18 protein-coding genes are annotated in these 21,503 nt (G+C 72.7%); 16 read left to right on the top strand and 2 right to left on the bottom strand.

Annotation, left to right across the window (positions count from 1 at the left end; genetic code table 11):
* Positions 1 to 140 precede the first annotated feature (140 nt).
* Genes QE370_RS01015 through QE370_RS01000 form a run of 4 tightly spaced genes read left to right on the top strand, consistent with a single transcriptional unit; the run spans position 141 to position 6,486 of the window.
* Positions 141 to 2,966, top strand: coding sequence for a fibrinogen-like YCDxxxxGGGW domain-containing protein (locus tag QE370_RS01015; protein WP_309633101.1), 2,826 nt, complete (start codon positions 141 to 143; stop codon positions 2,964 to 2,966).
* 10 nt (positions 2,967 to 2,976) lie between these two features.
* Complete coding sequence (locus QE370_RS01010) at positions 2,977 to 3,681, top strand: CDP-alcohol phosphatidyltransferase family protein (RefSeq protein ID WP_253022698.1); 705 nt, start codon at positions 2,977 to 2,979, stop codon at positions 3,679 to 3,681.
* Positions 3,678 to 4,997 carry an O-antigen ligase family protein gene (locus tag QE370_RS01005; RefSeq protein WP_309633100.1) on the top strand — a complete coding sequence of 440 codons (1,320 nt, stop codon included), beginning with the start codon at positions 3,678 to 3,680 and terminating at the stop codon, positions 4,995 to 4,997. Before QE370_RS01010 ends, QE370_RS01005 begins: the two co-directional genes overlap by 4 nt.
* Entirely contained in the window at positions 4,990 to 6,486 is a 1,497-nt protein-coding gene (locus tag QE370_RS01000) for an oligosaccharide flippase family protein (protein ID WP_309633099.1), read from the top strand. Before QE370_RS01005 ends, QE370_RS01000 begins: the two co-directional genes overlap by 8 nt.
* A gap of 34 nt (positions 6,487 to 6,520) precedes the next feature.
* On the opposite strand, the gene QE370_RS00995 is transcribed toward QE370_RS01000, so the two are convergent.
* A complete protein-coding gene (locus tag QE370_RS00995) occupies positions 6,521 to 7,765 on the bottom strand; it encodes a Wzz/FepE/Etk N-terminal domain-containing protein (protein WP_309633098.1) in 1,245 nt (414 codons plus the stop codon).
* Between the two features lie 242 nt (positions 7,766 to 8,007).
* Here QE370_RS00995 and QE370_RS00990 point away from each other — a divergent pair, with 242 nt between their 5' ends.
* The 12 genes from QE370_RS00990 (at position 8,008) to QE370_RS00935 (ending at position 19,890) form a co-directional block, all read left to right on the top strand.
* Positions 8,008 to 8,775, top strand: coding sequence for an RNA polymerase sigma factor (locus QE370_RS00990; protein ID WP_253022707.1), 768 nt, complete (start codon positions 8,008 to 8,010; stop codon positions 8,773 to 8,775).
* 17 nt (positions 8,776 to 8,792) lie between these two features.
* Complete coding sequence (locus tag QE370_RS00985) at positions 8,793 to 9,704, top strand: glycoside hydrolase family 16 protein (protein WP_309633097.1); 912 nt, start codon at positions 8,793 to 8,795, stop codon at positions 9,702 to 9,704.
* Between the two features lie 117 nt (positions 9,705 to 9,821).
* Positions 9,822 to 10,271: an adenylyltransferase/cytidyltransferase family protein gene (locus QE370_RS00980; protein WP_236749743.1), complete on the top strand. Its 450-nt coding sequence runs from the start codon at positions 9,822 to 9,824 to the stop codon at positions 10,269 to 10,271.
* Positions 10,268 to 11,227 carry a glycosyltransferase family 2 protein gene (locus QE370_RS00975; RefSeq protein WP_309633096.1) on the top strand — a complete coding sequence of 320 codons (960 nt, stop codon included), beginning with the start codon at positions 10,268 to 10,270 and terminating at the stop codon, positions 11,225 to 11,227. Before QE370_RS00980 ends, QE370_RS00975 begins: the two co-directional genes overlap by 4 nt.
* Before the next feature lies 1 nt (position 11,228).
* Positions 11,229 to 11,678 carry a UDP-N-acetylglucosamine--LPS N-acetylglucosamine transferase gene (locus tag QE370_RS00970; RefSeq protein WP_067859612.1) on the top strand — a complete coding sequence of 150 codons (450 nt, stop codon included), beginning with the start codon at positions 11,229 to 11,231 and terminating at the stop codon, positions 11,676 to 11,678.
* Entirely contained in the window at positions 11,675 to 13,615 is a 1,941-nt protein-coding gene (locus QE370_RS00965; RefSeq protein ID WP_309633095.1) for an exopolysaccharide biosynthesis polyprenyl glycosylphosphotransferase, read from the top strand. Before QE370_RS00970 ends, QE370_RS00965 begins: the two co-directional genes overlap by 4 nt.
* 74 nt (positions 13,616 to 13,689) lie before the next feature.
* Complete coding sequence (locus QE370_RS00960; protein ID WP_309633094.1) at positions 13,690 to 15,282, top strand: AMP-binding protein; 1,593 nt, start codon at positions 13,690 to 13,692, stop codon at positions 15,280 to 15,282.
* 760 nt (positions 15,283 to 16,042) lie between these two features.
* Positions 16,043 to 16,426, top strand: a complete 384-nt coding sequence (locus tag QE370_RS00955) for a type II toxin-antitoxin system PemK/MazF family toxin (RefSeq protein WP_309633093.1) — start codon at positions 16,043 to 16,045, stop codon at positions 16,424 to 16,426.
* Positions 16,423 to 17,424 (top strand): YihY/virulence factor BrkB family protein, encoded by a 1,002-nt coding sequence (locus QE370_RS00950; RefSeq protein WP_253027133.1) that lies wholly within the window; start codon positions 16,423 to 16,425, stop codon positions 17,422 to 17,424. The genes QE370_RS00955 and QE370_RS00950 overlap by 4 nt, the downstream gene beginning before the upstream one ends.
* 45 nt (positions 17,425 to 17,469) lie before the next feature.
* Positions 17,470 to 17,865, top strand: a complete 396-nt coding sequence (locus QE370_RS00945) for a cold-shock protein (RefSeq protein ID WP_309633092.1) — start codon at positions 17,470 to 17,472, stop codon at positions 17,863 to 17,865.
* 104 nt (positions 17,866 to 17,969) lie between these two features.
* Positions 17,970 to 18,965: an IS481 family transposase gene (locus tag QE370_RS00940; RefSeq protein WP_309632998.1), complete on the top strand. Its 996-nt coding sequence runs from the start codon at positions 17,970 to 17,972 to the stop codon at positions 18,963 to 18,965.
* A 79-nt stretch (positions 18,966 to 19,044) separates the two neighbouring features.
* On the top strand, positions 19,045 to 19,890 hold the full coding sequence (locus tag QE370_RS00935) for a class III extradiol ring-cleavage dioxygenase (RefSeq protein WP_309633091.1): 846 nt from the start codon (positions 19,045 to 19,047) through the stop codon (positions 19,888 to 19,890).
* A gap of 2 nt (positions 19,891 to 19,892) precedes the next feature.
* Here the strand turns inward: QE370_RS00935 and QE370_RS00930 are convergent, their stop codons facing one another.
* Positions 19,893 to 21,416, bottom strand: a complete 1,524-nt coding sequence (locus QE370_RS00930) for an MFS transporter (protein ID WP_309633090.1) — start codon at positions 21,414 to 21,416, stop codon at positions 19,893 to 19,895.
* Positions 21,417 to 21,503 lie beyond the last annotated feature (87 nt).

Here is a 21,503-nt window from a genome sequence, read left to right as displayed (position 1 = left end):
CTGCCCGGCACGGCGTGTGAGGCGACCCACCGCGACCGGTCGGCCGTGCCGCGTCATGAGGCAGGCCCCGCGCACTCTCCCTCCCCGTGAGCCTGCGGCCCACGCCCTCTCGTCCCCCCTTCGATCCCACGAGGACAGTCGTGCACCTCAAGACCTCCCTGACGGCCCTGGTCGTCTCCGCCACCACCGTCGCGAGCCTGGTGGGGGTGCCGTCGGCGGCGAGTGCGGCGTCGGTGGTGCCGGACGGCTCGAGTGCTGGGTCGGCGGCGGCGTCGTGCTGGGAGGTCAAGCAGGTGGCTCCGTCGTCTCCTGACGGGCTCTACTGGTTGTTGACGCCGCAGCTGCGGACGCCGACGCAGTTCTACTGCGACATGACGACGGACGGTGGCGGCTGGGTGCTGGTGGGTCGTGGTCGTGACGGGTGGAGCTGGGACGGTGACGCGCAGGGGACGACCGCGCAGGTCGCCTCGCCGGTCACCGGCCAGGCCGCCTTCCGGCCGCGCCGGCTCTCGTCGGCCACCATCGACGCCCTCCTGGGAGGTGGAGCCGTCGACGCGCTGCCCGACGGCGTCCGTCTGCGACGGGCCAAGGACGCGCAGGGCACCGCGTGGCAGGAGGTCCGCTTCTCCCTGCGCTCGCTCCCCGCGTGGTCGTGGGCGTTCGGTGCCGGCCACCCGCTGACCGGCTCGTCGTTCGACGGGGTCCCGTTCTCGGGCCAGACCACGCGCGACTTCGGCACGAACGACGGCGGCCGCCAGAACTTCCGCCGGGTCTGGACGAACGAGTACAGCGGCAACGGCTGGGTCCGCGGCTTCAACTACAACTCTGCGGTCCAGGGCACCACCGACGCGTCGAGCTACCTGTACTCCAAGGGCACGGGCGACGCGACGCCGTTCACGCAGGTCTACCTGCGGCCGCGGCTGCGCCAGGCCGACCTGTCGTTCGCGGCGGTGCCCGACGGCGGGACGGCGGCCGTCACGGCGCTGCCGGTGGCCCGCAGCGGCTCCCTGGCCCAGCCGTGGGGCGTCACCGGGACCGGCGCCGCCGGCACCGGCGAGCTGGCCACCGAGGTGCAGGCCTTCGCCCAGGTCGGCAACGTCATGTACGTGGGCGGCAACTTCACCACCGTGCGCAACCAGGACGGGTCCCAGAGCGCGGCGCAGTCCTACCTCGCCGCCTTCGACGTCTCGACCGGCGCATGGATCTCCTCGTTCCGGCCGACCTTCGACAACCAGGTGCGCGCGCTGAAGGCTCTCCCGGACGGCCGGCTCGCCGTCGGCGGCGACTTCACCACCGTCAACGGCCAGCAACGCACCGGCCTCGCCGTGCTCGACACCGCCGGCGCGCTCTCCTCGTCCTGGAGCACCGTCGTCGAGAACCGTGGCAGCTCGGGGAAGGTCAGCGTGCGCAGCCTCGACGTCTCCGACGGGCGGCTCTACGTCGGCGGCAGCTTCACGCACCTCGTCAAGGGCACCTCGTCGTGGTTCGCGCGCAACGCCGGACGCATCGCCCTGTCGACCGGCAACGGCGACGGGCAGTGGAACCCCAACCTCAACGGCGCGGTCGCGTCGCTCGACGTCGACGACGACGGCAGCCGCGTCTACCTCGCCGGGTACATGACCGCCTCGGGCTCCACGGCCGTCAAGAACGGGGTCGCGATCAGCACCGCAGCCGGGGCGCCCGTCACCGACCCGGCGTGGAACCCGACGTTCAGCACGTCCGGAGCCACGTACCAGCAGGCCGTGGAGCAGGTGGGCTCGAAGGTGTGGCTGGGCGGCTCGCAGCACAGCATGTTCTCCTACGACCGCTCCACCCTGGCGCTGCAGGACACGAACATCACGAAGTCCGGCGGTGACCTGCAGGCGATCGGCAGCAACGGCCGGGTGGTCTACGGCGGGTGCCACTGCGGCGACTGGGTGTTCGAGGGCACGTCGAGCTGGGACACCTGGGGCGTGGGGCAGAACCCCGTCCCCTGGCGCCAGGCGGGCAAGATCTCGCTGCTCGGGGCGTGGGACGCCGCGTCGGGCGCCTTCGTGAGCACGTTCGCCCCGCAGTGGAAGTCGCGCGGCGGCTACGGCGTCTGGGCCGTCGAGGTGGCCAGCGACGGCACCCTGTGGGCCGGCGGGTCGATCCAGACGAGCGTCCGCGAGAACGGCTCCAACCAGTTCTCCGGCGGTTTCGCCCGATTCGCGCAGCGACCGTCGACGGCGCCTGTCGCTCCGTCGAGCCCGGCGGTCTCGCTGGAGGGCTCGACGGCGACGGTCTCGTGGTCGCCGTCCTCCACGACCGGGGTGCGCTACGAGGTCCTGCGCGACGACCGGGTGGTCGCCGTGACGTCGTCGACCTCCGTCCAGGTGCCCGGCTCCGACGTCGACGACCGGTTCTTCGTGCGCGCGAGCGACGGACAGGGCAACTGGTCCGCCTCGACGACGGTGGTGCGTCCGACGGCGAGCAGCACCGTGCTGCCCGCCGGCTCCACGTGGGCCTACTGGCTCGACGACGCGAACGCCGTCGACCCGGCGTGGACGAGCGACGGCTTCGACAGCTCCGGCTGGCGTCGCGGACCCGCGCCGCTCGGCTGGGGCGGCAGCTCGATCGCGACCGACGTCGACGTCCCCGCGGGCACCCGGCGGGCGGTCACGGCCTACTACCGGACCGGCTTCGACCTCGCCGACGTCGACGCGTTCACCCGTTACGTGCTCACCACCCGCGCCGACGACGGCGTGCTGGTGCGCGTGAACGGCGTGGAGGTGGCGCGGGTCAACCTCCCCAGCGGCGCGCTGACGTCGACCACCTACGCGACCTCCGCGCCCAGCACCACGGCGGCGACGGCCTCGCCCGTACGCGTCGACCTGCCGCTCTCGGTGCTGCGCGACGGGACCAACATCGTCACCGTCGAGGTCCACTCCAACTACCGGTCCACGCCGAACGCGAGCCTCGACGCGTCCGTCGTGGCGTCGCGCTGAGGTCCGCGCCGTGACCGCTCTCGACGTCCGCACCTCCTGGGACCGCCTCGCCGCGGCCCAGAAGGACGGTGCCGGCGTGCCCTTCTACATGCGGGTGGTCAACCGCAGGCTCGGCCGCGGGGTCGCGGCCCTCGCGCACCGCGTCGGTGCCACGCCCGACCAGGTCACCGCCGTGAGCGCGGGCCTCGTGGCCGCTGCCCTCGTGGTGCTGGTGGCAGCTGCGCCCACGCTCCTGTCGGCCGTGCTCGTGGTGGTGCTGCTGCAGGCCGCGTTCGCCTTCGACGCTGCCGACGGCCAGCTGGCCCGGCTGCGTGGCGGCGGGTCGCGGGCGGGGGAGTGGCTCGACCACACCGTGGACGCGGCCCGCACCCTCGCCGTCCACCTCGTGGTGGCCGTGGCGCTCCTGCGGCACACCGACCTCGACCCCGCGTGGGCCCTGCTGCCGCTCGGCTACGCGTTCGTCGCGTCGGTGCGGTTCTTCGCGCAGATCCTGGCCGAGCAGCTCGTGCCCGACCGGGGCGCCCGTGCCGCGGCGGCCGGGCGCTGGTCGTCGGTGGTGCAGCTCCCCGCCGACGTCGGCGTGCAGAACCTGGTGTTCCTGCTGTGGCCGGTCACCCCCCTCTTCCTGCTCGGCTACGGCCTCCTGGCCGCGGCCAACCTGCTGCTGATGGTCATGACGTTGCAGCGGCGCCTCCGGGCGCTGCGGACGCTGTGACCGGCCCGGCGGCCCCGCCCGTCGACGGACCGGCCGGCGCCGCACCGAGCAGCCTGCCCGACGCCGTCCGCGCGCCGCGGCTGCCGCCCGACCCGCTCCCTGCCTGGCCGCTGCTGACCATGCTCTGGGGCTTCCCCGTCATGTGGCTGCTCGGCGTCACCGTCGTGCCCGGGGCGGTCACCCTGGCGCTCGTGATGCTCGGGTTCCTGCTGACCCGCCGGTGCGCGATCTGGGTCCACGGTGTCGGCGCGATCGTCGGACTCTGCCTCTGGATGCTGGCCTCGTCGGTCATGATCGACACCGGCCCGCGTCTGCTCGGCTTCGCGTTCCGCCTCGCGATCATGGCCTTCGTCGCGATCGCCTTCGTCTACGCCCTCGCGGCGCGCACGCGGCTCACCCGGGCGAGGATCGTCGACGGACTGACGTTCCTGTGGTTCTTCGTCATCGTCGGCGGGCTGCTCGGCATGCTGCTGCCCGAGACCCGCCTCACGACACCGGTGGGGATGCTGCTGCCCGGGTCGATCGCCGAGAACTCCTACGTCCGCGACCTCTTCTTCCCGCCGTTCGCCGAGGTGCAGCACCCGTGGGGCGCCCCCGAGGCCTTCGTCCGCCCGTCCGCGCCGTTCCCGTACGCGAACAGCTGGGGGGTCGCGATCCTCGTCCTCACCCCGGTCGCCCTGGCCTGCTTCCTCTCCACCCGGTCGCTGCTGCTGCGCGCCGCGATCCTCGTGGGCGCGGGCGTCATGGTCGTGCCGGCCATGGCGACGTCGAACCGCGGCATGTTCGCGGCCCTCGCGCTCGCCGGGGCCTACGTGCTCGTCCGGTACGCCCTGCGCGACCGGGCGGCACCCGTGCTCGCCCTCGCCGTGCTCGGGCTGCTCGCCGGCGCGGTGCTCCTGTGGCAGGGCCTCCTCACGCAGTTCGAGGTCCGGCAGGAGTACGGCCAGTCCAATGGCGCCCGGTTCACCCTGTACGCCGAGACCGTCCAGCGGACGCTGCAGTCCCCGCTGCTCGGCTACGGAGCACCCAGGCCGTCGGCCGAGCAGGCGCTCTCGGTCGGCACCCAGGGGTACGTGTGGACCCTCATGTTCAGCTTCGGCTTCGTGGGGCTCGGCCTGTTCCTGCTGTTCCTCTGGGGCTCGACGTGGCGCACCCGCACCTGCCGCGACGACGTCGACGTGGCCCTGCACGCCACGCTCGTCGTCTCGAGCCTGGCGATCGTGGTCTACGGCCTCGACATCGTGCAGCTGCTCGCGATCGCCCTCGTCGCCGCCGTCCTCCTGCGCCGGCGCTACGGTCTCGACGCCGATGACTGAGCCGATCGCCGGCCGGTCCGCGACAGGGGTCGCGCCGGTGCGTGCGCGGTCCGGGCTCGGCGCCGCAGCCGTCGCCAACCTGGTGGGCGGTGCGCTGGGCGCCGTCGTGAACCTCGTGCTCGCCGCCCTCGTCGGCCGACACCTCGGCGTCGAGGGGTCGGGCGTGTACTTCCTGGTGGTCGCGGTGTTCGTCGTCGTGGCCAACACGGCCGAGCTCGGCGCCGACACCGGACTCGTCCGGTTCGTCGCGGCGACCCGGGCCCGGGGCCGACCGGAGGACACCGGCTGGGTCGTACGCACCGCCGTCGGACCCGTGCTGGTGGGCGGTGGGCTCGTCGTGCTGGTGGGGGTCCCCCTCGCGCTCGCGGCCGCACCCGACGGCCTCGCCCCCGCGGTGGTCGTCGCCGCCGTCCCGCTCGCCGTCCTGGCCTCGCTGACGGCCCTCGCCCTCGGCGTCTCCCGCGGTGCCGGCGACACGCTGACCTACCCGCTGCTGCAGAACGTCCTGCTGCCCGCCGGGCGCGTGGTCGCGGTCGGGGTGGCCGTGCTGGCCGGCTGGGGGGTCAGCGAGGTCGTCGCGGCCTGGTTGCTGCCCGTGCCGCTCGTGCTCGTGGTCGCCGTCGCGCTCGCCCTGCGGCACGTGCCACGGAGGCCGACGCCGCGGCGCGGCTACCCGGGCTTCTGGGGGTTCAGCGCGGCACGGGGCGCGACGGCGTGCGTCGAGGTCGTCCTCGAGTGGGCCGACGTCGTGGTCGTCGGCGTCCTCGCGTCGCCGGCCGAGGCGGGCGTGTACGCCGTGGTCACGCGCTGCGCCCGTGCGGGCGAGGTCGTGCAGCAGGCGGCGCGCATCGCGGTCGGACCGGCGATCAGCAGCGCGTCGGCGCGCGGCGACACCGAGCTCGTCGGGCGCCTGTACGGCGTCGTGACCGCCGCCATGGTGTGGGCGGCCTGGCCGTTCTACGCCGTGCTGGCGGTGTTCGCCGAGCCCGTGCTCTCGATCTTCGGCCCCGACTTCACCGCGGGCGCGACGTCGCTGCGCGTCCTGGCGGTCGCGATGGCGGTGGCCACCGCCGCCGGCGCCGTCCAGAGCGTGCTGCTCATGGCCGGGCGCAGCAGCTGGCAGCTCGCCGACAAGACCGGGGCGCTCGTGCTCGACCTCGTCCTGCTGGCGCTGCTCGTCCCGCAGTGGGGCATCGAGGGCGCGGCCGTCGCCTGGGCGGTGACCATCGTCGTCGACACCCTCGTCGTGGGCTACCAGGTGCAGGTGCTGATGGGCGTGCGTCCGCCCTGGCGACCCATCCTGTGGGCGGCCGCCCTGCCCGTCGTCCTCGTCCTCGTCCCGAGCGCGTTCGCGCTGCTGCTGTGGGGCACGTCGTGGACGGTGGCCGTCGCCACGACCGCCGTGGTCGCGCTCGTCCACGTCGTCGTGGGGGTCGCGGCGCGCGAGCGGCTCGGCCTCGTCGCCCTCGCCCGGCTCCGAGCCGTCTGAGGCCACCCCGCGCTGCCGGCTCCGCCGGCGCTCCTCAGCGACGCGGGAGCAGGACCGTGAGGGCGACGTCGACGCCCTGCACGGCCAGCAGGCTGCGCACGCGACGTGCCGCTACCGCGTCGTCGTCGACCGACCGCGCCAGCACCACGTGGTCGACACGGGTGCCGAGGGTGGCGACGAGGGCGTCGGAGGCCAGCGCGGAGGAGTCGATGACGACGAGCTCGCCCGCCCAGGTCGCCTTCTTGCGGTCCGTCGGCCAACCACGGGCGATCTTGCTCTCGAGCAGGGCCGACGCGTCGACGTGCCGCACCGGCAGGCCGCGGCGTCGCAGTGCCTCGGCGAGGCCCGCTCCCGACTCGGTGCCGACGGACCCGTCGACGAGCAGGGTCACGGGCCCGTCGGCCGGGGCGGTCGCCGGGAGGTCGAGCATGAGGGCGGCGACGTCCCAGGTGTCGTGCGGGCTGGCGTCGGCCGTGCCGTCCAGCACCGCCGAGCCCTGCCCCGACCCGAGGTCCTGCGGGCCGGCGATGATGCCGGGGTCGGGCGCCCGGTCCCTGCGGGTCAGCGCCACCGGGACGGCGACGAGGAGACCGAGCGCGAGGCCGGCCACCCCGAGAGGCAGCACGCCCAGCGACGACGGCGCGGACGGGGTGGCCGGTGCACCGAGCACCCGGCCCGGTGACGTGTCGACCGTGGCCAGCTCCGCGGCGCGGGTGCCCAGCGTCTTCGCCTCGGTGAGGATCGACTCGCGGGCGGGGGAGTCGTCCGGGTAGCGGTCCGCCGAGTCCTCGAGCATGTCGATGCGGTCCCAGGTGGCCTCCTGCAGCTCCTGCACCGTCTTCGCCGCGGCCTCGCCGCGCACGGTGAGGAACGCCTCGGCCACCGCGCGCGACCCGGCCGCCGCGGCGCGCGGCGACGACGCCGTGTAGGCGATGTCGAGGACGGCCGTGTCGGGCGGGTTCGTCACCGACACCCCGCTCCTCAGCGCGCCCGCCGACGTGTCGAGGTCGTCGGCAGCGGCCGACAGCACGTCGCCGGACGTGACGAGCTGGGCGTCGGTGGCGACGTCGAGCGTCGGGCTCGACCCGCTGGAGGGGCTGACGTCGACCGGCGCGACCCGCACCGACGTGGTGGCCGTGTAGGTGACGGGGAGGAGCACCCAGGCGAGCACGCCGAGCAGGAGGCCCACCACGGCACCCAGCGCGAGCACGCGCCAGCGACGGCGCAGGGTGCCGGCGAGCTCGCTGAGCTGGGCGGGCTGGGGTGGTGCGGACTGCATGCAGGAGCTCCTCGGGTGCGGGACGTCATGCACTGGGAGCGACGACGGCCTCGTTCATGACGCCGCGAGACGGCGTCCGTGCCTGTGAGTTGGGCCATTGACCCGCTGTCTCACCCGGTTACTATGGCCGAGTTGCAACTGCCTGTGTCACGAATGCGGGCAGCCCGGCCGGAGACCGTCACCACGGTGGAGGGCTGGGAACGATCCAGGGGAAAGTTCAGATGTCCATCGATGAATCGCGCATGCCTGCGCGCACGACCGGCGTAGAGCTGGACGACGCGCACCTGCTGTCCCTCGCGCGGGACGGCGACGACGACGCCTACGCCGAGCTGTTCCGCCGGTACCGGCCCGTCGCCCTGCGCCTCGCGCGGCGCCTCGGCGCCCCGAGCGAGGCCGAGGACACCGTCTCCGAGGCCTTCGCCCAGGTGCTCGGCCAGCTCCGTCGAGGTCTCGGTCCCGACCGGGCCTTCCGCGCGTACGTGCTGACCTCGGTGCGGCACGAGGCCGCTCGGCGCGGGCGGCTGCGGCAGCGCGTCCAGCCGACCGACGACCTCGCGACGATCGACACCGCGGTGCCGTTCGGCCACGGCCAGCTCGACACCTTCGAGCGCGACCTCGTCCGCTCGGCGTTCGCGTCGCTGCCCGAGCGCTGGCGCACCGTGCTCTGGTACCTCGACGTCGAAGGACTCAAGCCGCACGAGGTCAGCGACCGGCTCGGTCTCACGGCCAACGGCGTCTCCGCGCTCGTCTACCGCGCCCGGGCCGGGCTCCGCGAGGCGTACCTCGCCCAGCACGTCGCCGCCGACGGTGTCGAGGCCAGCGACGAGTGCCGTCAGCTGCGCCCCCGACTCGCCTCGCTCGTGCGGCGCACCGTCGGCATGCGCGAGCAGAAGCGCATCCACGTGCACCTCGAGGCCTGCCCGTCCTGCATGGCCAGCTACCTCGAGCTCGAGGACGTCAACGCCCGCGTCGTCGCCCCGCAGCAGGCCGTCGCCGGCGTCCGCGCCTGACGTCCGCAGGCCGCGGGGTGCGTCGCAGGGTCCTGCTCGTCGTCGTGGGGGTCGCCGTCGTGGCGGGTCTCCTCGTGACGGTGCGGCTGGTCGTGCGGGGAGGCGACCGCGCCGACGGACCGAGCGCCGACGCGGTGCCGTGCCGGGCCGGTGACGTCGACCGGCTCGACCTCTCCGACCCGGCCCAGGGTCGGCTCGCGTGGCACGACGAGTTCTCCGGCGCCCGCGTCGACCCCGGCCGCTGGACGGTCCGCGACGACACGACGCTGTCCTTCGACCAGGCCCGCATCCGGGCCGACGCCGTCGAGGTGCGCGGCGGGCGCCTGCGCATCACCGCGCGCGCCGACCCGGCCGGCGAGCGTCCCGTCACCACCGGCTACCTCGACACGATCGGCCACTTCGCCCAGCAGCACGGACGGTGGGAGGTGCGGGCCCGGCTCCCCGTCGAGCCCGGCCGCTCGCGGGCGCTCTGGCCGGCCTTCTGGCTGCGGGCCTCCGACCTGCCCGGCGAGATCGACGTCGTCGAGGCGTGGGGCACCCCCACCTCCCGCCAGCGCCCCGCGATGGCCGAGCAGTACGCCTGGACCGTCCATGAGGACACCACCGCACCACCCGGGTACCGGCGGGTCGGCGGCTGGGGACGGGCCGCGGAGCCGCTCGCCGACGGCTTCCACACCTACGCCGTCGACTGGACGCCCGGCTGCCTGCGGTTCTCGCTCGACGGTCGCACGACCGGGTTCGTCGACCTCGACCGCGAGCCCCGCCTGCGCCGAGCACTGGACGGTCCGGTCGACATCCGGCTCAACCTGCAGGTCGGCAGCAGCTACTGGGGGCGCCTCGATCCCGACCGTCCGAGCACCACCCGGCTGCCGGCGACCTTCGAGATCGACCACGTCCGGGTCTTCCGCCCTCGACTTTCCCGGGACTGAAGTCCTGACTTCGCGTTCGTGACTTGAGACACGCCCGATTCGGCCTCGTCCTGCGTCACGCGTCCACGCTCCTCCGCTCTCCAGGCATGCACGAACGTCCAGGGGATCGGAGAACCGGTGAGCATCACGCGCACGACCTACGGGGTGGGATACGCCAGCGGCGTGTTCGACATGTTCCACGTCGGCCACCTCAACCTGCTCCGCCGGGCACGGCACCGGTGCCGCCACCTCGTGGTCGGGGTCGCGAGCGACGAGTACGTCGAGATCCTCAAGGGTCGCCAGCCCGTCGTCCCGTGCGACGAGCGCATCGACATCATCTCCGCGCTCGGCATCGTCGACGAGGTGGTCATCGACCGCTCCGAGGACAAGCGCATGGTGTGGGAGCAGCGGCCCTTCGACGTGATCTTCAAGGGCGACGACTGGCAGGGCACCCCCAAGGGCTACCGGCTCGAGCGCACGATGGGCGAGATCGGCGTCGACGTCGTCTACTACCCGTACACGCGGCAGACGTCGAGCACCATGCTGCGTGCCCACCTCACCGGTGCCGAGCTGGAGGGGCTCGCGTGAGCGTCGACAGCGCGGTCGAGGTGGTCGGCACCGCCACGACCCCGTACGCGCCGCCCGTCACCGTCGTCGTGCCCACCCACGACCGTCCGACGCTCATGGCCGAGGCCGTCCGCAGCGTCCTGCTGCAGGAGTACGCCGGGCCGGTCGAGGTCGTCGTGGTCTTCGACGCCTGCGAGCCGGTGCTGCCCGACGTCGCGCTGCTGCCGGGCCAGAGCCTGCGCGCCGTGGTCAACGACCGCGTCCGCGGCCTCGCCGGCGCCCGCAACACCGGCATCCTGGCCGCGAGCCACCCGTTCGTCGCCTTCCTGGACGACGACGACACCTGGCTGCCGGGCAAGCTGGCCGCCCAGATGCCGCTCTTCCACGACCACCCGGACGCCCGGCTCGTGGCCACCGCGATGCAGGTCGACGACGGCGAGCGCCTCACCGACCGGCTCGTCCCCGCCGACGTCGTCTCCCACGCCGAGCTCGTGCGCGAGCGGTTCGGGGGCCTGCACTCCAGCAGCTTCGTGTTCCGGCGCGACGCGCTCGTCGACGAGATCGGCATGATCGACGAGGACCTGCCGCGCGGCTACGCCGAGGACACCGACGTGCTCCTGGCGGCCTCGCGCCTCGCGCCCGTGCGGCTCGTGAACGAGCCGCTCGTGCGGGTGCGCTGGCAGGGCCAGTCCTACTTCTTCGGGCGCTGGGCCGACTACGCCGCGGCGCTCACCTACCTCCTCCACAAGCACCCGCAGTTCGCCGACGACGACGCCGCGCACGCGCGGATGCTCTCGCAGATCGCGTTCGGCGAGGTCTCCTCCGGCCAGCGTCGGGCCGGCCGCCGGCACGCCCGGCAGGCCCTGGGGCTGCGACCGACCACCCTGCGCGCCTGGCTGGCGCTCGCCGTCGGTCTGCGTCTGCTGACGCCCGGCGCCGTCGTCACCGTCGCGCGACGCTTCGGAAAGGGCATCTGACATGCGCATCCTCATCGCCTGCTCCTCCGGCGGCCACCTCGCCCAGGCCCTCGCCCTCGAGCCCTGGTGGGGCGAGCACGAGCGGCTCTGGGTCACCGGTCCCACCGAGGACGCCCGGCTGAAGCTGCGCGACGAGCGCGTCATCGAGTGCGCGTGGCCGACGCAGCGCAACCTGCCGAACCTGGCCCGCAACATGGTGCTGGCCCGCCGGGTCATCGACGAGTGGCGTCCCGACGTGGTCTTCAGCACCGGCGCCGCCGTCGCCGTGCCGTTCCTGCGCCAGGCGCGCCGGGTCGGCGCCCGGTCGATCTTCCTGGAGACGATCGACCGCATCGACAAGCCGTCGCTGACCGGCCGGCTGGTCTACCCGTTCGTCGACGAGTACCTGACGCAGTGGGACCAGCTCACCGAGAAGCTGCCGCGCGCGCAGACCGTCGGCCTGGTGCTGTGACCGAGCCGCTCAGCGTCGTCGCGAGCGTCGGCACCTACCACCACCCGTTCGACCGCTTCGTCGACTGGCTCGAGCCCTGGGCCGACGCGCAGGAGGCCGCCGTGGTCTTCCAGCACGGCTCGACCCGGCCGCTGGAGAGGGCCGACAACCGCACCATGATGGCGCCGGACGAGCTGCTCGAGCACTACCGGCGCGCCGACGTCGTGGTGCTCCAGGGCGGTGCCGGCGGCGTCATGGACGCCCGCCGCGCCGGTCGCATCCCGATCGTCGTGCCCCGCGTGCCCGTCGACGACGAGGTCGTCGACGACCACCAGGTCGTGCTCAGCCGCCGGCTGGCCGAGATGGGGCTCGTGCACGTCGCGGAGTCGCGCGAGCAGCTGCACCGGCTGCTCGACGAGGTCGCTGCCGGCACCCTGCGCACCCGGTCGGAGGAGCTGCAGCCGACGGCCGGCGTGCTGGAGGCCACCCGACTGCTCGGCGACCTGCCCGAGGCCCGCCGCGACGCCGAGGGACGCACGCGCCTGGGCGTCCCACGCAGCACCCGCGCCCCCGCCGGCGAGGAGTTCCTGGCCGCCCGCGCCCAACGTCGTCGCAGCGGTGTCGTCCGGGCCGTCGCCGACGCCGTGCGGCAAGGACTGGTCGGCTACCTCCTGACCTTCGCGACGGCCCTCGCGCTCGCCGTCCACTTCGGGCTGGACGGCGACGTCGGCCGCGCCGTCGTGGCCGGCGTCGGTGCGTGGCTCGTCTACAGCTGGCTCGCGCAGCCCGCCGCCGAGCGGGCCAGCTCGCTCACCCCCGTCGTCCGTCTGCTCGGCGTCGTCGGTGCCGCAGTCGTGGCCGGTCTGCTGCTCGGCGTCCAGAGCACGCCCGACCTGCGTCGCGGCCTGCTCGCGGTGCTGGCCGCCGCTCTCGTGTTCGTCGGCTACGGCGTCGCGCACCGCGTCGTCCGACGGCGCACGCCCACCGTCCTCGTGGGCGAGGAGCGTCGCGTCCGTCGGCTGACGGACCAGTGGTCCGGTCGGCACGACGTCGACGTCGTGGCCTCGTGCGTCTGGCGCGGCGACGCGGAGTCCGTGCCGCTCGGCTCGCCGGGGTCGCTGTCGCGGATCGTGCCCGACGTCATGGCGACCGTCTACCGCCAGCGCGCCCGGTCCGTCGTCATCGCCTCCGACCACGCGCTCACCACCCCCGCGCTGCGTCACCTGGCCTGGGCGCTGCAGCGCGCCGACGTCGAGTGCCTGGTGCTCGCCGACATGGAGGACCACGTCGAGTACATGCGCCCGCGCATGGTGGCCGACCAGCTCGCGCTGACCATGCGGCCTCCCAACGAGCACCTGGTCTCGGTCGCGGTGAAGTCGGTCGTCGACCGCACGGCCGCGCTCCTCGGCCTGGTGGTCCTGTCGCCGGTGATGCTCGTCGTCGCCCTCGCGGTGCGGCTCACGTCGGCCGGACCGGTGATCTTCCGCCAGGAGCGCACCGGACGCGACGGGACACCGTTCACGATGCTGAAGTTCCGCACCATGGTCGTCGACGCCGAGGAGCGGCTCGACGAGCTCGTCGTCCGCAACGAGGGAGCCGGTCCGCTGTTCAAGCTCGACGACGACCCCCGGGTCACGTCCGTCGGACGCGTCCTGCGTCGCACGTCGCTCGACGAGCTCCCGCAGCTGGTCAACGTGCTGCTCGGCCACATGTCGCTCGTCGGCCCCCGGCCCGCCCTGCCGCGCGAGACGGCGCAGTACAGCCAGTGGGTCTGGCGACGGCTGCACGTGCGCCCCGGGCTCACGGGCCTGTGGCAGGTCAGCGGACGGTCGCAGCTCAGCTGGGAGGAGTCGATCCGGCTCGACCTGCAGTACGTCAACACCTGGAGCCTGCGCCTCGACGCCCGGATCCTGCTGCGCACCGTGCGCGCCGTGCTCGTACGTGACGGCGCTCTCTGAACCCGCCACTCGGTGTCACCCACTGTTACTGTGACGTTTCCTGACGTGACGAGACCGAGGAGCCGCCGGACCGCATGAGTGACATCGCCTACAAGCTGAAGGTCCTGCGACAGATCGGCCTCCTCAAGGTCCAGCCGCCCCACCGGCTCCTCAAGGCGGGCATCAAGCTCGCCACCTGGGGCCCCGGCTTCCCGTCGGCGGTGGCGGCCGCGGCCGCTCGCTTCCCGCACCAGACCGCGATCATCGACGACGCCGGCGAGATCACGTGGGCCGAGCTGCGCGACGAGATCAACCAGACGACGGCCGCGCTGAAGGCCCGCGGGGTGCAGGTCGGCGACGCCGTCGCGCTCATGGGACGCAACCACCGCTGGATGGTGGTCTCCATGGTCTCGATCATGCAGATCGGCGCGAAGGTGCTGCTGCTCAACACGATGGCCAGCGCCTCCCAGCTCGGCGAGCTCACGCGACGCGAGGGCGCCAAGTTCGCCATCGTCGACCAGGAGTTCCTCAAGGTCACGTCCGAGATCGACCGCGACCTCGTCGTCGTGGCGTGGTCCGACGACGACTCCCACGGCCTGCCGACCCTGTCGGGCCTTGCGCAGGGTCAGCCGACCGACGACCACAAGAAGCCGTCCAAGCCCGGCGGCATCGTCATCTTCACCTCGGGCACCACCGGCCTGCCGAAGGGCGCGAACCGCAAGGAGCCGGAGAACCTCGACCCGCTCCTCACCTTCTTCGGGTCCATCCCGTACCACGGCAACTCCACGGTCGTCCTGGCCGCGCCGCTGTTCCACTCGTGGGGCCTCATCAACTTCGGGTTCGGCCTCTCGACCGTCCCCACCTACGTGCTGCGCCGCAAGTTCGATCCCGCGCAGGTCCTCGAGGACATCGACCGGTACAAGGCCGAGGTGCTCGTCGTCGTGCCGCTCATGATGCAGCGTCTGGTGAACCTCGACCGCGAGGTGGCCGACCGCTACGACGTCTCCAGCCTGCGCATCACCGCGTCGAGCGGCTCGGCGCTCGCCGGTGACCTGGCGATCGACTTCATGGACCGCTTCACCGACTCGGTCTACAACTTCTACGGCGCCACCGAGACCGGCTGGGTGTCCATCGCCTCGCCGGAGGATCTGCGCGCGGCGCCCGGCACCGCGGGCCGGGTGCCGTGGCGCACGGTCGCGAAGATCCTCGACAACGACGGCAACGAGCTGCCGCCGGGCGAGACGGGCGTCATCTACGTCGGCAACGAGATGCAGTTCGGTGGCTACACCGACGGCAACACCAAGGACTTCCGCGACGGGCTCATGCACACGGGCGACCTCGGCTACTTCGACGAGGACGGTCGACTGTTCGTGGCCGGCCGTGACGACGACATGGTCATCTCCGGCGGCGAGAACGTGTTCCCCCGTGAGCTGGAGGACGCGCTCATCGGCCACCCCTCCATCACCGACGTCGTGGTCGTCGGCGTGCCCGACCCCGACTGGGGCCACTGCCTGGCGGCCTACGTGGTGGTCAAGGACGGCGCGTCGCTCGACGAGGACGAGGTCGTCTCCTACGCCAAGGAGCGGGTCGCCCGCTTCGCCGTGCCGCGTCGGACCAAGTTCCTCGACGAGCTGCCCCGCAACCCCACGGGCAAGGTCATGAAGCGCGAGCTACCCGAGTTCGACTGAACCCGAGCGATCGCCAGCGGCCGAGCGGTCCAGCCGGGTCGAGTGGTGCACCGGCGAAGCCGGTCCCGCTGTGTCGAGACCTGCCGGGCGGACGCCGGGGGTCCGCTCGCGCTGGGCTGTTGCCGGGTGGTCTCGATACGTCAGCACGTGCTCGCTGGCGCTCGCCGTCCTGACTACTCGACCAGCGATGCCGCTGGTCGAGTGCCTCCACGAGCGCCAGCGAGGGGAGGTGTATCGAGACCACTCCAAGCGGTCCCTGGGGGTCGGCTCGCGCTGGGCTGTTGCCGGGTGGTCTCGATACGTCAGCACGTGCTCGCTGGCGCTCGCCGTCCTGACTACTCGACCAGCGATGCCGCTGGTCGAGTGCCTCCACGAGCGCCAGCGAGGGGAGGTGTATCGAGACCACTCCAAGCGGTCGCTGGGGGTCGGCTCGCGCTGGGCTGTTGCCGGGTGGTCTCGATACGTCAGGACTTCGCAAGCTCGTCCTGACTACTCGACCAACGGGACGTGTCGCTGGTCGAGTCGTCGACGCCGCGACGGAGGAGCTGGCGGAGGTCGAGACCGCTCCAGGCGGTCGCTGGGGGTTGGTCCGCGCTGGGTCGTTGCCGGGTGGTCTCGCTCCGTCGCGGCTACGCCCGTTGCGACGGCTCCATCGCGGTACGGCGCTCCTTCGTCGCGCGTCCCGCTACTCGACCAGCGGGAACCGTCGCGCCGATCGCGTCACCCGGCCCGTGGTGCAGGCGTGTGGGAGGCTGTCGCCGTGGACCTGACGTATGCGCCGAAGCCCGACGGACGGCCCGACCCGGGGGAGATCGTGTGGACCTGGGTCCCGTACGAGGACGACCCCGCGCAGGGCAAGGACCGCCCGGTCCTGGTCGTCGGACGCGACGGCGCGCGGCTCGTCGGACTGATGCTCACCTCGAAGGACCACGACCGCGACGCAGCCCAGGAGGCGCGTGACGGTCGCTTCTGGCTCGACATCGGCTCCGGGCCGTGGGACGCGCAGGGCCGGCCCAGCGAGGTGCGCGTGAACCGGCTCGTCGACGTCGACCCCGACGCGGTGCGGCGCGAGGGGGCCGTCCTCGACGAGCCCCGTTTCGCGGCCGTGCTGGCGGCCGCGGCAGAGCACCTCGAGCTGGCATGAGCGTCGTCGACAAGGTCGACCGCTTCCAACGTCGGCACCGGTTCGTCGGGCTGCCGCTGGCGGTGGTCTACAAGTACTTCGACGACCAGGGCCCCTACCTGGCGGCGATCGTCACGTACTACGCGTTCGTCGCGGTGTTCCCGCTGCTGCTCATCTCGACGTCGATCCTGGGCTTCGTGCTGCAGGGCGACCCGCAGCTGCGCGAGAGCCTGCTGAACACGGCGCTGAGCCAGTTCCCGATCGTCGGCGACCAGCTCGGCAGCGAGCAGGGTCTGCAAGGCAGCACGACGGCGATCGTCGTGGGTTCGATCGCGGCCCTCTACGGTGCGATGGGGCTCGGCCAGGCCGCGCAGAACGCCGCGAACATCGCGTGGTCGGTTCCGCGCAACAGTCGCGCCAACCCGTTCCTCATGCGGCTGCGGAGCCTGATCTTCCTCGCCATCGCCGGCATCGGCATCCTCGTGCTCGCCGTCGCGACGTCGGTGCTGGCCAACCCCGACGCGTTCGGGGGACTCGTGGGGCCCGCCACCGGCTGGATCGTGCGCGGTACCGGCTTCGTGCTCACCGCCGCGATCTTCGTCGGCCTCTTCCGCCTGGTCAGCGCGGGACGGGCGCACACCCGCTCGGTGCTGCCCGGCGCGATCTTCGCCGCCGTCGGCTGGCAGCTCCTGCAGCTGGCCGGCAACTCCTACGTGACGCGCGTGATCAACCGCGCGAGCCAGACGGTCAACCAGACCTTCGCGCTGGTCCTCGGGCTGCTCGCGTTCATCTTCGTCGCGGCGGTGCTCGTCGTCATGGCGCTCGAGGTCAACGTGGTGCTGCGCCGCCACCTCTACCCCCGGGCGCTGCTGACGCCGTTCACCGACAACGTCGAGCTCACCGAGGCCGACGAGCGCGCGTACACGGCCTACGCCAAGGCGCAGCGGCACAAGGGCTTCCAGGTGATCGAGGCTCGTTTCGAGAAGGACGAGGACGAACCGCAGGGCACCACGCCCTAGGCTGGTCCCACACCTCTCCGATCCCCCCGACAGAAGGACACGCGCATGCCCACGGGCAAGGTCAAGTGGTACGACACCGAGAAGGGCTTCGGCTTCATCAGCAGCGACGAGGGCGGCGACGTCTACGTCCGCTCCGACGCGCTGCCCGCCGACGTCACCGCCCTGAAGTCGGGCACGCGCGTCGAGTTCGGGGTGGCGCAGGGCCGTCGCGGCGACCAGGCGCTCCAGGTACGCGTGCTCGAGGCATCGGCACCCGTCTCGCGCACGCAGGCGCGCGCCCGGCGCAAGAAGCCCGAGGAGATGGTGACGATCGTGGAGGACCTCATCCGCCTGCTCGACGGACTGGGGGAGGGGTACCGCCACGGCCGTCACCCCGACGCACGCTCCGCCAAGCCGGTGGCCCAGCTGCTGCGCGCGCTGGCCACCGAGCTCGACGGCTAGTTGTGATGTCCAGGGACGTTGTTGTCGACCTGGGTGAAGGGTGAAGGCCTCCTGTGGTGAGAGTGGAGCTGTCTAGGAACCGCTTCACGCACCAGGAGGCCTTCGTGTCCCACGCTAACGCTGCTCTGACCCCACGCGCCCGGTTGAGGCTCGCGAAACTGATCGTCGAGGACGACTGGCCCGTGACTGCGGCGGCGAAGATGTTCATGGTCTCTGTCCCGACCGCCCGCAAGTGGGCGAGCAGGTTCCGCACGGAAGGGCCTGCCGGGATGGTCGACCGCTCGAGCCGGCCGCGCTCGTGCCCACATCGCACGTCCGAGGCGGTGAAGCGCCAGATCGTCGCTCTGCGGTGGCGTCAGCGTCTCGGGCCGGTGCAGATCGGCGGGCAGCTCGGTCTGGCACCGTCGACCGTCCACGCTGTTCTGGTGCGTTGTCGGCTCAACCGGCTGCGTCACATCGACCGGGTCACCGGTGAACCGATCCGCCGCTACGAACACCCACATCCAGGATCGATGATCCACGTCGACGTCACCAAGTTCGCGAACATCCCCGACGGCGGAGGCCACCGCTTCGTCGGGCGACAGCAAGGGCGGGTCAACGCCATCGCCACCGCGACCAGAACCGGTGAGCGGAGCCCGACCTACCGCCCGGTCATCGGCACCGCGTTCGTGCACACCGTCATCGATGACTACTCCCGCCTGGCCTACGCCGAGATCCACGCCGACGAGAAAGCCGCCACCGCGATCGGAGTCCTGCAACGGGCCGTGGCCTGGTTCGCCGACCACGGCGTCACCGTCGAACGCGTCTTGTCCGACAACGGCAGCTGCTACCGCGCCCACGCCTGGACCCAGGCCTGCACCGACCTCGCGATCACCCCCAAACGGACCCGGCCCTACCGACCCCAGACCAACGGCAAGATCGAACGCTTCCACCGCACCCTCGCCGACGGCTGGGCCTACGCCCGGCACTACTCCAGCGAGACCGAACGCCGCTCAGCCCTCCCGCACTGGATCCACTCCTACAATCACCACCGGACCCACTCCGCCATCGGCGGCCCGCCCATCAGCAGGATCAACAACCTGCCTGGACATCACAGCTAGTCCCGGGCCCTGGTGCGAGGGGCTCGCGCCGCGTACCCTGGTAGTTGAAGCATCTACTACCTGAGCACGGGAGCACCGCGTGACCACCATTCCCTCGGGCCCGCGGGCCGAGCACAGCCTGAGCGACCTCGAGCAGCGGCTGCGTCCCAGCGAGCGCATGCCCGTGCTCTTCGTGGGCCACGGCAACCCGATGCACGCCATCCGCGAGAACCACTACACCCACACCTGGACGGCGGAGGGGCAGCGACTGCCGGAGCCCCAGGCGATCGTCGTCGTGAGCGCGCACTGGCTGACGCCCGGCCGCACGCACGTGACCGACGCACCGCGCAACCGCGTCATCTACGACTTCGGCGGCTTCCCGGAGGAGCTCTCGCGCGTCCAGTACGACACGGTCGGCGACCACGAGGTCGCCCGCGTGCTTGCCCACCGCCTCGCGGAGTACGAGGCCGCCCTCGACAGCCAGTGGGGCCTGGACCACGGCACCTGGTCGGTGCTGAAGTACCTCGCGCCCGCACCGCAGGTCCCCGTCCTGCAGATCAGCATCGACGACACCCTGCCGCTGCCGCGGCTGCACGAGCTGTACGGCCGGCTGCGTCGCTTGCGCGACCAGGGCGTGCTCTTCATCGGCAGCGGCAACATCGTGCACGCGCTCGGCCGCGCCCGCTGGGAGCCCGAGGCGCCGGCCTGGGACTGGGCGGAGCAGTTCGACGCCGACACGGCCGCCGCACTGACCGAGAGACGCCTCGACCAGCTGCTCGACCCCTACGGGACCTGGCGGGAGGCACGGATCGCCGTGCCCACCGACGAGCACTACCGGCCGATGGTCGCGGCGCTCAGCCTGCTCCACCCGGAGGAGGAGGTCCGCTTCTTCAACGCCTCCATCGACATGGGCTCGATCGGGATGCGCAGCTTCGTCACCGTCTGAGGTCAGGGCGCAGGCGGCGGCACCGGGCCCACGGGCTCGGTGGGAAGGCCTCGCGCCAGGTGCGCCTGGCGCAGCACGAACACGCCCCACGCCACCACGACGCCGGCCGTCACGAACATCGCGACCGCCACGTCGGCGTCGACGGTGAACAGGCCGATGCCGATGAGACCGCCGATCACCCACGACAGCTGCAGCAGCGTCTCGGAGCGCGCGAACATGCTCGTGCGCACCTCCTCGCCGATGTCGCGCTGGATGAGGGCGTCGAGGCTGAGCTTGCCGAGCGACTGGCAGAGCCCGACGGTCAGGCCCAGCAGCGCGGCCACGGGCCAGCGGAAGAACGCCGCCGCCACGGCCAGGGCCACGATGTCGACGAGCAGCACGGCCAGCACCACCCGGTGAGGGCTGCGGGAGCGGGTCCACGAGCCGATGACCACGCCGAGGGTGTTGCCGGCGCCGGCCGCACCGATCACCAGGCCCATGAGGATCGTCGCGTTGCCGGTCCACCCCAGCGAGGCGGGAGGCTCGCGCAGCGTGAACGCCATGAAGATGGTGAGGAAGCCCGTGATGAGCCGCAGCCCGGCGTTGCTCCGCAGTGCGTCGACGACGTGGCGCGACACCGTGATCCCGCGCTTGGCGGGCCGACCACTGAGGTCGGACAGGTCGACCTGCTCCTCGCCCTCGCTGGAGTCGACGCGCGGGGGCAGCAGGATCGCGAGCACGGTGCCCACGACGAACAGGACGAACGCGTACCGCAGCGACCACTCGGCGCCGACCGCTGCGGCACCCACCGCGAGCGGTGCCGAGATCGCCGCGGCAGCCGTTCCGGTGAGCGAGATCCTGGAGTTGGCCTTGACCAGCGTGAACTCCTCGGGGAGGAGACGTGGGACGGCCGACGCGCGGGTCACGCCGTACGCCTTCGACGCCACCAGGCAGCCGAGCGCTGCCAGGTAGAACGCGGGCGACTCCTCGGCCACGGCCCCCGCCAGCACCCAGCAGCAGAAGGCGCGGATCGCGAGCGTGCCGCCGATGGCCCACCGCCGGCCGCGACGGAACCGGTCGAGGAACGGGCCGATCAACGGGGCGACGAACGCGAACGGCAGCATCGTCAGCACGAGGAAGAGCGCCACCTGGCCGCTCGCCTGCTCCGTCGGCACCGTGAAGAACAGGGTGCCCGCCAGCGAGACCGCGACGGCCGCGTCGCCGGCGGTGTTGAAGGCGTGCAGCTCGAGCAGGCGCGACAGTCCCGACTCGCCCGCGCCGCCCGCGTGGGTGAAGCGGCGCGCACCCGCGACGGCTCCGGCGCCACCGCGGGCCACCGTGCGCCCGGTGCGTCGCAGTCCCGACGCGACCTTGGCGCCGCGTCGGGGCGGAGGCGCGCCGGTACCGGGGCCGGACGGTGCGTCCGGGTCGGGTCCGAGGTCGTCGAGCGTGTCCCGGTCGCCGGCCGCCCCGGTGGCATGACTGCCGGCAGGGCCCGGCCAGTCGGGGCCGGGCGTGCGATCGTCTCCGTCGCTCGTCGGGGCCATGACCACATCCTGCCCCACCCCGCCCCGCCCGACCGGGTGAGCCTCGTCCCGTGTCGGGCACGGGGGTTGGCGGCCGGCTGGACCCAT

The organism is Aeromicrobium sp. SORGH_AS_0981 (genome assembly GCF_031453195.1).
Lineage (GTDB): Bacteria > Actinomycetota > Actinomycetes > Propionibacteriales > Nocardioidaceae > Aeromicrobium.
This window is presented reverse-complemented; position numbering and strand designations above follow the sequence as displayed.

Coding starts and splice junctions, on each gene's coding strand:
- QE370_RS00990 (WP_253022707.1), top strand. CDS start 8,008: ATGCCTGCGCGCACGACCGGCGTAGAGCTGGACGACGCGCACCTGCTG.
- QE370_RS00945 (WP_309633092.1), top strand. CDS start 17,470: ATGCCCACGGGCAAGGTCAAGTGGTACGACACCGAGAAGGGCTTCGGC.
- QE370_RS00960 (WP_309633094.1), top strand. CDS start 13,690: ATGAGTGACATCGCCTACAAGCTGAAGGTCCTGCGACAGATCGGCCTC.
- QE370_RS00930 (WP_309633090.1), bottom strand. CDS start 21,416: ATGGCCCCGACGAGCGACGGAGACGATCGCACGCCCGGCCCCGACTGG.
- QE370_RS00995 (WP_309633098.1), bottom strand. CDS start 7,765: ATGCAGTCCGCACCACCCCAGCCCGCCCAGCTCAGCGAGCTCGCCGGC.
- QE370_RS01000 (WP_309633099.1), top strand. CDS start 4,990: ATGACTGAGCCGATCGCCGGCCGGTCCGCGACAGGGGTCGCGCCGGTG.
- QE370_RS00950 (WP_253027133.1), top strand. CDS start 16,423: ATGAGCGTCGTCGACAAGGTCGACCGCTTCCAACGTCGGCACCGGTTC.
- QE370_RS00970 (WP_067859612.1), top strand. CDS start 11,229: ATGCGCATCCTCATCGCCTGCTCCTCCGGCGGCCACCTCGCCCAGGCC.